At 65.5% G+C, this 8550-nt stretch carries 9 protein-coding genes; 3 read left to right on the top strand and 6 right to left on the bottom strand.

All coding sequences use genetic code 11. The features are described 5' to 3' along the window. The coding region (locus I0Q12_RS22235; RefSeq protein WP_197254790.1) for a response regulator transcription factor at positions 1-256 on the top strand (256 nt) is incomplete at its 5' end. Positions 257-323: 67 nt separating this feature from the next. On the opposite strand, the gene I0Q12_RS22230 is transcribed toward I0Q12_RS22235, so the two are convergent. Further along, positions 324-854 (bottom strand): nuclear transport factor 2 family protein, encoded by a 531-nt coding sequence (locus tag I0Q12_RS22230; protein WP_197254788.1) that lies wholly within the window; start codon positions 852-854, stop codon positions 324-326. A 147-nt stretch (positions 855-1001) separates the two neighbouring features. Between I0Q12_RS22230 and I0Q12_RS22225 the strand changes: the two genes are divergently transcribed. Next, on the top strand, positions 1002-1874 hold the full coding sequence (locus tag I0Q12_RS22225) for an alpha/beta fold hydrolase (RefSeq protein ID WP_197254786.1): 873 nt from the start codon (positions 1002-1004) through the stop codon (positions 1872-1874). Between the two features lie 125 nt (positions 1875-1999). Here I0Q12_RS22225 and I0Q12_RS22220 read toward each other — a convergent pair whose 3' ends face one another. The 3 genes from I0Q12_RS22220 to I0Q12_RS22210 all read right to left on the bottom strand — a co-directional run bounded on the left by I0Q12_RS22220 (position 2000) and on the right by I0Q12_RS22210 (position 4862). Then, on the bottom strand, positions 2000-2884 hold the full coding sequence (locus I0Q12_RS22220; protein WP_197254936.1) for an SDR family NAD(P)-dependent oxidoreductase: 885 nt from the start codon (positions 2882-2884) through the stop codon (positions 2000-2002). Between the two features lie 2 nt (positions 2885-2886). Further along, positions 2887-3780 (bottom strand): SDR family NAD(P)-dependent oxidoreductase, encoded by an 894-nt coding sequence (locus tag I0Q12_RS22215; protein ID WP_197254784.1) that lies wholly within the window; start codon positions 3778-3780, stop codon positions 2887-2889. 62 nt (positions 3781-3842) lie between these two features. Further along, positions 3843-4862 carry an alpha/beta hydrolase gene (locus I0Q12_RS22210; protein WP_197254783.1) on the bottom strand — a complete coding sequence of 340 codons (1020 nt, stop codon included), beginning with the start codon at positions 4860-4862 and terminating at the stop codon, positions 3843-3845. Positions 4863-5052: 190 nt separating this feature from the next. Between I0Q12_RS22210 and I0Q12_RS22205 the strand changes: the two genes are divergently transcribed. Beyond that, positions 5053-5538, top strand: coding sequence for a nuclear transport factor 2 family protein (locus tag I0Q12_RS22205; protein WP_197254781.1), 486 nt, complete (start codon positions 5053-5055; stop codon positions 5536-5538). An 82-nt stretch (positions 5539-5620) separates the two neighbouring features. Here I0Q12_RS22205 and I0Q12_RS22200 read toward each other — a convergent pair whose 3' ends face one another. Further along, positions 5621-7543: an ATP-binding protein gene (locus tag I0Q12_RS22200; protein WP_307846419.1), complete on the bottom strand. Its 1923-nt coding sequence runs from the start codon at positions 7541-7543 to the stop codon at positions 5621-5623. A 71-nt stretch (positions 7544-7614) separates the two neighbouring features. Then, positions 7615-8463, bottom strand: coding sequence for an SDR family oxidoreductase (locus tag I0Q12_RS22195; RefSeq protein ID WP_197254777.1), 849 nt, complete (start codon positions 8461-8463; stop codon positions 7615-7617). Between the last annotated feature and the right edge of the window lie 87 nt (positions 8464-8550).

Genomic DNA, 8550 nt, shown 5'->3' with positions numbered 1-8550 from the left:
CCGACGCGTGATCGAGCACTTCGTCCACACGCAGGACACTGTGCAACCCCACCCCCGCATCTCGGACCTCACTGCACGGGAACGCGAGGTCGTCGCGTGGGTTGCGACAGGGCGGTCGAACAAGGAGATCGCCGACGAACTGGTGGTCAGTCCCGACACCGTCCGCACGCACGTGTCGCGCGCGATGATCAAACTCGGCGCGCGCGACCGAGCGCAACTGGTGGTGTTCGCGATCCGCTCGGGCCTGCAGCCATGACAGCGCCGGCACCCCGTCCGTCGAGCGTCGAGCCCGCGACTGTCGCAGGCTCGACGCTTTCTCGACCTCAGTCGGACACGGTTTGCGGGACCGTCTCCGGATAAACCTGTTCGAACCATCCGCGCTGAGCCGCATCGAAGGTGCCCAGTTCCATCGCGCGGCGGCCCCATCCCCTGATCAGGTCGAGAAAACCGGTGACATCGTAGACGTCCTCCTGCCGGGAGAACTTGCCGTTCCCGGCGTACGTCAGGATGCTCACGTGGGGTGCCGCCCACTTGGACCCGTCGCCCGGATCGCTCATCACGTTGTCCAGTTTGGCCACGATCGTGCCGTTCGTTTCGTCGATGACGTGGAAGTGCTCGGGGAAGGCGACGGTGTGCGAACCGGGGAACTGGGCGAGGCTCGGCTCGGCCCACGCCCAGATACCGTCCTTGCCGTTGAGGACACCCGCCATCTGCTCGACATACACGACGTCGTCGGTGAACAGTTCGAGGAAGTCCCGCCAGCTGCCCTCGCCCGAACCGGCTCGGTTCACTGTTGCATGCCAGTTCTGAAACGCATTCTCGAGTTCTTCTCTGCTCCAGTTGGTTTCGTTCATGCCGCATGCTATGCACCGACGTACCGACCTACCCTCCACCATCTCCCGCTCAACGGGAAACCCGCGTTCCGTACCTACGTGAACTATCCTCTCGCTGGCCGGGAAGCACTCTGCCGCAACGCTCGTCGAATTGAGACCGTAGGGACCATGACACAAGCACTCACCCACGAATCCACACGACGCGAGATCGCCACCGACCTCGGGGTACTGCGCTACCACGAAGCGGGCGACGGACCACCGCTGTTGTTGCTCCACGGTTCCGGGCCGGGAGTCACGGGCTGGCGCAACTATCGCGGTGTCCTGGCGGACTTCGCCGAGCACTTCCGCTGCCTCGTGCTGGAATTTCCGGGCTTCGGTGTCAGCGATCCCGGCGACGGCCATCCGATGGCGATGGCCGGCCGGTCGGTGGGCGTGTTCCTCGACGCGATCGGTGTCGACGGTCCGGTCGACATGATCGGCAACTCGATGGGTGGCATCGTCGCTGCCACCGTGGCCATCAACGCGCCACAGCGAGTGAACAAGCTCGTCACCATCGGCGGAATCGGGAAGAACACTTTCGCACCCAGCCCCGGCGAGGGAATTCGGCTGCTGATGGAGTTCACCGACAATCCGACCCGCGAGGGACTGGTCCGCTGGTTGCACTCGATGGTGTACGACCCGTCCGTTGTCACCGAGGAACTGATCGAGGAACGCTGGGCCCTCGCGACCGACCCGACGACACTCGCGATTGCTTCCCGGATGTACAGCAGCGCAGCGTTTGCCGCGAACACTGCCGCCGCGAAGGCCTCCGGCGCGACGCCGTACTGGGCGCAACTGAGCAAGATCACCGCTCCCACGCTGCTGACCTGGGGCCGTGACGACCGGGTCAGCCCGGTCGACATGGCGATGCTGCCGATGCGTGACATCCCGAACGCGGAACTGCACGTGTTCCCGAACTGCGGTCACTGGACGATGATCGAAGCAAAGGAGGCATGGACCGCTGCCGTACTTGCGTTCCTGCTCCGCAAGGACGATGTCTGACCACGTTCTACCGAACGCAGCGAAGGTCTCTCGCGAAGCGCGAGCAATTGCGCTTCACGAGAGACCCTCTTTCGCCGGTCACGCCTGCCGGCGTGGGAAGCTCCGCTGCTCCCGCCTCCATCGGGTCACGACGGTCGTTCGATGGGTATTCCCATCCGAGTGAGCATGTTTCGCGGATCTGCGGGCGGGTCGAGGTCGAGAAGTTGTTTTCCGCGTCGATGTGCAGCGGCGACACACAAGTCGTCGTCGGAATGGATCCAGAATTCGCCGCGGGCGATCTGCTCGATCATGTGCTCTGCCGCGACGAGCGGGTCGAGTCCCTTCTCCACATTGTCACGTTGCATCGCCTCGAACACCGCGTTCGCGGTGGCATTCTCCGTTGGTGCGTCGCGTTGCGCCGACAGGAAGATCTCGCTGCGAATCGAGTGCGGGATGACGGCGCTGACCTGAATCGGTGCGCCGACAATCGACAGGTCCTGATGCAGGCACTCGGTCATCGCCAGCACGGCATGCTTGCTGACGATGTAAGGAGACTGGACGGCAACGGCATTGAGTCCACCCACCGAGGAGAGATTCGCGATGCACGACGGCGTTCCCACGTCGATCATCCGCGGCACGAACGATCGGAGACAGAAGAACACGCCGTCGACGTTGATCTGCATCACCCGACGCCAGCGGTCTCTGTCGATCTCCCACAGGAGCCCCGCCGACTCCACCCCCGCGTTGTTCACGAGCAACTCCACGCTGCGGTGGCGCTCGAACACCTCGGCAGCCATCGCCTCCACGGACTCGGGATCGGCGACGTCGACTGCGTACGGTTCCGCCCGACCGCCGGCCGCCACGATCTCGTCGGCCACCTTCACCGCACGCTCGTAGTCGATGTCCGCGACAACCACCGTCATTCCGAGGGATCCGAGATGGCGTGCAAGCCCCTCCCCGATCCCGGCCGCCGCGCCCGTCACCACTGCGACGCCGTGGGAGAACCGTTCGCTCGCCTTGCCTGCCGGCATGGTCACACCACCAGCCCGTCCGCAGCGATGTTCGGATTCGCCCATTCCGGAGGCTGCCGCCGAGGCAATTCGCCTCCTCCGTCCAGGTTCGTCACCGGAATCCCCTGCGACCAGGGGAAGTGCAGGCTGAACGCAACAAGTCCGGTGCGCTCGGCCGCCGGCAGCGTGCACATCTCGAGCACTGTCTGCGCCAGGTACTCCACCGGCTCGGTCTCGTAGCCGTCCGGCAGCAACGACGCCGCGCCCGGAGTCATGATCGCCGTCGAGGGGCCGACCGCGTTGACCGCGATGTTGTCGTCGAGAACCTCTGCGGCCAAGCCCTGCGTGAACCGATGCAGCGCCGCCTTCGCCGACGCATAGATCACATCGCCGGAGGTCTTGTTGTACTCACGGAACGGACGAATCGGCGGAAGGCCGGTGGACGAGCCGATGTTCACGATCCACCCGCCGCCGGCCTTGCGCATGCGGGGAATCACCGCCTGCGACAACAGAAAAGGAACCTTGAGATAGTGCTCGAGAGTGCGGTCGAAGGTGTCCTCACCCATGTCCTCGATGGAGGAGTAATCGGCGAACCCCGCATTGTTGACCAGGATGTCGATTCCGCCGACGGCCTCCACCGCGGCATCGACGAGCCCGGATCGCTGCGCCGGATCCTCCAGATCCGCCGCAATCGGCACGGCTCGGCCGCCTGCGCTCTCGATCAACTGCACCGTCTCGTCCAACGTGCCCTCGAGCACGTGCTCACGTCCGTCCCGAATCGATCGCGACGGCGTCTTCGAGCGGGCCGTGACCACCACGGTGGCACCTTCTGCAGCGAGCCGCTGTGCGATCGCCCGCCCGATCCCCCGGCTGCTCCCGGTCACCAGAGCGGTGCGGCCTGTCAGTCGTTGTGTCATTTCTATCCCCGTATGCCTGGTTGTCCGGGCATTGCATCCCGAGTTGTCGTGGTCGTGTCCTGTCAGGGGGTGCCTGCTCGGCTCGCGGAGCCTGCTCCTCGCACGGCAGGGTCGAGAATCCGGCTGATCAACTGCCACAACTCTTCCCGCGCAGGCCCGGTCAGCGACAGCTGCGGGAACGTGAGGAATCCGTGGAACAACCCGTCGAAGCGGTGCGCGATGACGGGCACCCCGTCCGCGGCGAGTCTCTCCGCATAGGCTTCGCCCTCCGAGCACGGCGGGTCCAGTTCCGCGGTGGCCACCAGCGCGGGGGGCAGCCCCGCCAACGTCGAGGCGCGAGAGGGGACGACGAGGGCGCTGTCGCGGCCGTTCGGCGCGTACTGCTCCCAGTACCAGCGCATCGCCTTCGTTGTGTTGTAGTAGCCGACGCCGTACTTCCGGTACGACTCCGTCTCGAAATCGTCCCCGATCACGGGATACAGCAGGATCTGCGCCGCGATCGACGGGCCGCCACGCTCCCGTGCCGCCACCGAGACGGCTGCCGAGAGATTTCCACCGGCGCTGTCTCCGGCAACCGCGACCCGTGCCGGATCACCCCCGTAGGAGTCAGCGTTCTCCACCGTCCAGCACACCGCCGCGTACACGTCTTCCATCGCCGCAGGTGCCGGATTCTCCGGGGCCAACCGGTAGTCGACCGAAACCACGACTGCATCTACTGCCGCCGCCATCGATCGGCAGAACTCGTCGTGGCTGTCGAGGTCACAGAAGACGAATCCGCCGCCGTGCGCGAAGACGATCACGGGGCGCGGCACCGTCCCGTCGCTGTGCGGGACGTACACGCGCAGAGACAGATCACCGCCCGGCCCGTCGATCACCACGTCCCGCGCCATCCGCATATCCGGGGTCCGCGTCAGCGGCGCTCGCCGCGAAACGATGATCTGCCGCAGCTCGGCAGCGGAATACTGCGTTACGTCGGGGAATCCTGCCTCCAAGGTGGAGAGCATCGCCTCGACATCGGGGTGCAGATCGGATCGGCGCACGCCTTTCTCCTTCTGATCGGAAGTGAATCCCCCAGTCGTCATCCGCTCACGCTATGAGGCCGGACACACTCGCACACCACCGTCTCCCGTTCTACGGGAGATCCGCCGAAATACGAAGCGTGGCAGTCGTACCGGAGACCGATCGGCGCGGTGCCGACGGTGGTGGATCTACTCACCCGCTCAGCGGAATCAGCCGTTGCATTCTCCGGAGTCCACGACCGACAGTGCCACCATGACAATCGAACCGACTCTCAGCGCAGCCGAGCAGTGTCTGGCCATCGAGCAGATCAAGCGCACCTTCGCGGCGCGGCTACGGTGCATGGACAACAAGGAATGGCACGTCTATCCGACTCTCCACACGGACGACGTCGTGAGTTCGACGTTCGGCGACCACGATGTCGTAGGCGCCGACGCCGTGACCGCATCCATCAAGCGCGTCCTGGACGGCCGCGTCCCGATCACGTCCGTGCATCACGGCCACACACCCGAAATCGAGCTGACCTCCGACACGACAGCCCGGGGCATCTGGGCGATGGAGGACAAACTGTGGTGGACGAACGGGGATCAGGAGGAGCACCTCCACGGATACGGTCACTATCATGAGGAATACCGCCTGGAGAACGGCAGGTGGCTGATCAGCCGGCGCGCACTGACCCGACTCCGCGTGGACACGACTCCACGATTCTACGAGTGCAGGGAGCCAACATCACAGGGCTGATCTTCCGTTCCGACCACGAAATCGAGCAGTTCACGGACGAGCGGCCGCGCGGCCCCCGACCGCTCGTCCGTGCCGGGAGAACTCACCCTTGGAAGGGAGCCCACGCGATGGGGTCGTCATCGCGCCGGGCGGAATCGTCGAACCGGCACAGGCGACGGGGACGCTCCTTCATCTGCTCGGGCTCCGCGTGATGGACCTCGGCGAGGAGCGTGGCCGGGAAGTAGACGGCCGCAGTGATGCCGGCATTGGTCTCCGACTCGAACGTGGGCCGCAGCCGGACGCTGATGCCGTTTCGGGCGGCGAGACGGCCGACCACGAACAAGCCCATCTGCCGGGGTGCATGAATTTCGGCGCTGTCGCCGGCAGCGAGACGTGTGTTGATCTCGCCGAGGATTTCGGCTGGTGCACCGATGCCACAGTCTGCAATTTCGAGTAGCAGTCCTCCACCGAAGGCCGGTGAGAATTCGAACGTGACGGTGCTGTTCGGCGGCGAGGCCCGCAGCGCATTGTCGACGAGTTCGGCGAGCAGGTGCACGACGTCCGTGACGGCGGTGCCGACGAGGTAACCGTGAGGTGTTCTTCCGATCCGCACACGGTCGTAGTTCTCGACCTGGGACACGGAGGCCCGGAGAACGTCGCCCAGCGGGGTGGCCGCGGTGCGGGTACGGGGCCGGGTGCCGGACAGGACCAGGAGCGAGTCGCCGGTGCGGCGCATTCGCGTGGCGAGGTGGTCGAGGGAGAACAGGCTCCGGAGTCGGGTGGGGTCCTTCTCTTCGTATTCGAGGGAGTCGATGAGCGACAGTTGCTGTTCTACGAGGGTCTTGTTGCGGCGAGCGAGAGTCTCGAGCATCGTCGAAATCTGTCGGCGCAGGTGTGCCTGTTCGCCGGCGAGACGGAGGGCTTCGGAGTTCACGGTGTCGACGGCGCGGGCGAGTTCGCCGACTTCCTCGTCGGTGTGCACCTCGATGGGAGTGAGTTCGACGGTGGTGATGTCGATTCCGTCATTGACTGCGGCGATTGCGGCGGGCAGTTCGTGGTGGGCGGCGGCGAGGGTGCCCTCGCGAAGTCGCCGGATCGGAACGGACAGAGCGCGCGCCACGAGAAGGGCAACGCCGAGGGCGATCACGAGGATCGCGGTGACGAGGATACTGTCGCGCGTCGCGGCGGTCCGCGCGTCGGCGGTGAGCCGGTCCAGCGTCTCGGTGATCTGCGTGTGCGCCTTGCTGTTCATCTCCTGGTACGGAGGGAAAGCCGCCAACATCGCGTTGCTCAACTCCGTCCCCGAATCCCGTGGAGGATCGAAATCGGCAACCAGCGCCCAGCGGACGGCAAGATTCTCGAGCAAGCCGTCGAGTCGGCCTTGATCGAGCGAACTTCCGCGCAGCAGCCCGAGAGTGGCCTCCTCGATGTGCATGGCGTTCTGAGCAGTGAGCCGTGCTGTCTCGGGATCGACGGCGAACAAGCCGAGTGCGTTCGCCTGGTCGAGCATCGTCCGTTGCGCTTTCCAGGCATTGAGCATGTTGGCACCGTCGGTCAGCACCTCTGTGCCCTCGGCCAGATCGAGCAACTCACGAAAAGTCGCCTCGCAGCGGATCAGAAAGTCGATCGTGCGCCGATCGAGTTCCTCGGCCGACGTACCCCCGGTGTGCGTGGTGTCGTGGAGTGTTTGCCCGTCTTGGATCAGGCGGGCAAGGCCCTCGACGATTCGAGGCTCCAGGATTCCGGCAGTGGCGAGTGCCCGGACGTCCGCGGTGGATTGCCTGAACTGTTCCGGCCGAATGATGGCCGGCATGCCGAGGCTCGCCGCAGTCGTCACGGTGACAACGTCATAGGAAAAGTTGAACAGCGCAGGAATAGTAGCGAGCTGTTCGGAGAGTGATTCGAAGCGGCGGGCCTCATCCAGCTGCGTGGAGATCCGTAGCGCGCCGAGAGCGACAGCCGCGAGCAGGGGAACTACGAGAATCGCAGTCAGCTTGTACGACAAGCGCCAGTTTGCGAGCTTCACGGATCTGCGCCCGAATCGCCCCATGGGTCGGTTCCCTTCCTTTCCCGTGTGTATTCCGGAGAGGCCGGTGACTACCGGCCGAATGCGCGGAACCTGCGCAGGTAGGAAACGATGCGACCGACCGGGACGGACCGAGGCCAGTCGTCGGGCCGGAAGTACGCGTCGGAGCCGCCGTCTACGAAGACGACACTTCCGCAGAGGAATTCGGCAGCTTCGGACAGCATGAACACCACCCAGTCGCCGAGCTGCCCGGCGTCGCCGAATCGGCCGACGGGCACCGGGAAGGAACGGATGACCTTGGCCTCGGACGGTGTGGCGAGCTGCTTCTCCAGCAACGGCGTCATGATCGCGCCGGGCGCGAGAGCGTTGAGCCGAATTCCGGCACCCACCCACTCGGGCCGTACAGCGGCGCGTCGCAACCATCGGCTGACGGCGATCTTCGATCCTGCGTAGATGATTCCCGGAGCTCCTCGTCCGAAGATCCGGACCGAACGCACCGCACGCTCCGAGTCGCCGTCGAGGAAGGCCTTGATCGTGCGGCGGGGCACGGCCGGGGTGGTGGTCGTCGAATTGGAGGAGAAGACGACGACCTTGGCGTTACCGGTCGACGCGAGCGCGTCTCGCCACCCCTCCAGGAGATCGACGACACCGAAATAGTTGACCTCTGCGATCAGCCTCGGACGCTCCGGCCCGGGCGCCGGACCGAGACCGGCGGCAAGCACGGCACCGTCCAGCCGATCGCCAGCGGCCGCGAGCACCCCCCGCACCGCCTTCTGCCGTCCGCCGACGGTCGACAGATCGGCGACGACGTCGGCTTCCTGGATGTCGACACCGATGACGGTGTGCCCGGCGGACCGGAGCCGATCCGCAACCGCACGGCCCATTCCCGACGCCGATCCTGTCACCGCATAGATACCCACAGCACCGCCCTTTGCGCGCTCGAAGGGCCACCGTCCCAGGGTGGCCGATACTCGACATTCCGGCCTGACGCCGATCGGACAGCACGG

Source organism: Rhodococcus sp. CX, from assembly GCF_015865005.1.
GTDB lineage: Bacteria > Actinomycetota > Actinomycetes > Mycobacteriales > Mycobacteriaceae > Rhodococcus.
The sequence above is the reverse complement of the archived record's forward strand: the minus strand, read 5'-3'. Positions and strand labels throughout refer to the sequence as shown.

Bases quoted from the DNA above. Each gene is read 5' to 3' on its own strand.
- I0Q12_RS22225 (WP_197254786.1), top strand. From the start codon at position 1,002: ATGACACAAGCACTCACCCACGAATCCACACGACGCGAGATCGCCACC.
- I0Q12_RS22230 (WP_197254788.1), bottom strand. From the start codon at position 854: ATGAACGAAACCAACTGGAGCAGAGAAGAACTCGAGAATGCGTTTCAG.
- I0Q12_RS22205 (WP_197254781.1), top strand. From the start codon at position 5,053: ATGACAATCGAACCGACTCTCAGCGCAGCCGAGCAGTGTCTGGCCATC.
- I0Q12_RS22215 (WP_197254784.1), bottom strand. From the start codon at position 3,780: ATGACACAACGACTGACAGGCCGCACCGCTCTGGTGACCGGGAGCAGC.
- I0Q12_RS22220 (WP_197254936.1), bottom strand. From the start codon at position 2,884: ATGCCGGCAGGCAAGGCGAGCGAACGGTTCTCCCACGGCGTCGCAGTG.
- I0Q12_RS22210 (WP_197254783.1), bottom strand. From the start codon at position 4,862: ATGACGACTGGGGGATTCACTTCCGATCAGAAGGAGAAAGGCGTGCGC.